This is a genomic window from Micromonospora sp. NPDC047467, assembly GCF_040643095.1.
In the GTDB taxonomy this organism is placed as follows: Bacteria; Actinomycetota; Actinomycetes; order Mycobacteriales; family Micromonosporaceae; genus Micromonospora.
In genome coordinates this window covers 1,830-2,982 of record NZ_JBEYTO010000022.1, presented here as the reverse complement: position 1 = coordinate 2,982, position 1,153 = coordinate 1,830, and the positions used below count along the sequence as shown (strand labels likewise).

1 rRNA gene (running past both ends of the window) is annotated in these 1,153 nt (G+C 57.2%); it reads left to right on the top strand.

The features are described from left to right. Positions 1–1,153, top strand: a 23S ribosomal RNA gene (locus tag ABZ780_RS31495) (it extends past both window edges: 511 nt to the left, 1,620 nt to the right).

Below are 1,153 nucleotides of genomic sequence, written 5' to 3'. Positions count from 1 at the left end.
GAAAGTCCGGTAGGTGAAAGTTGCTGACCTTCTGTGGGTGTTCCCGAGTAGCGGCGGACCCCTGAAATCTGCCGTGAATCTGCCAGGACCACCTGGTAAGCCTAAATACTTCCTGGTGACCGATAGCGGACGAGTACCGTGAGGGAATGGTGAAAAGTACCCCGGGAGGGGAGTGAAATAGTACCTGAAACCGTTCGCCTACAATCCGTCGGAGCCTTGCGGGGTGACGGCGTGCCTTTTGAAGAATGAGCCTGCGAGTTAGTGGCATGTGGCGAGGTTAACCCGTGTGGGGGAGCCGTAGCGAAAGCGAGTCTGAATAGGGCGATTCAGTCGCGTGTCCTAGACCCGAAGCGGAGTGATCTAGCCATGGGCAGGCTGAAGCGCGGGTAAGACCGCGTGGAGGGCCGAACCCACCAATGTTGAAAAATTGGGGGATGACCTGTGGTTAGGGGTGAAAGGCCAATCAAACTCCGTGATAGCTGGTTCTCCCCGAAATGCATTTAGGTGCAGCGTCGCGTGTTTCTTGCCGGAGGTAGAGCACTGGATGGTCTAGGGGGCCCACAAGCTTACCGAAATCAGCCAAACTCCGAATGCCGGTAAGTGAGAGCGCGGCAGTGAGACTGCGGGGGATAAGCTTCGTAGTCGAGAGGGAAACAGCCCAGATCACCAGCTAAGGCCCCTAAGCGTGTGCTAAGTGGAAAAGGATGTGGGGTCGCATAGACAACCAGGAGGTTGGCTTAGAAGCAGCCACCCTTTAAAGAGTGCGTAATAGCTCACTGGTCAAGTGGTTCCGCGCCGACAATGTAGCGGGGCTCAAGCACACCGCCGAAGCTGTGGCATTCACATTTTATCCTCGCTTGGACTTGATTCCTTGTGCAGGTGTGTGGATGGGTAGGGGAGCGTCGTGCCGCGAGTGAAGCAGCGGGGTGACCCAGTTGTGGACGCGGCACGAGTGAGAATGCAGGCATGAGTAGCGAAAGAAGGGTGAGAAACCCTTCCGCCGGATGACCAAGGGTTCCAGGGCCAGGCTAATCCGCCCTGGGTGAGTCGGGACCTAAGGCGAGGCCGAGAGGCGTAGTCGATGGACAACGGGTTGATATTCCCGTACCCGCGAAAGAGCGTCCCTGATGAACCTCGTTGTGCTAACCACCCG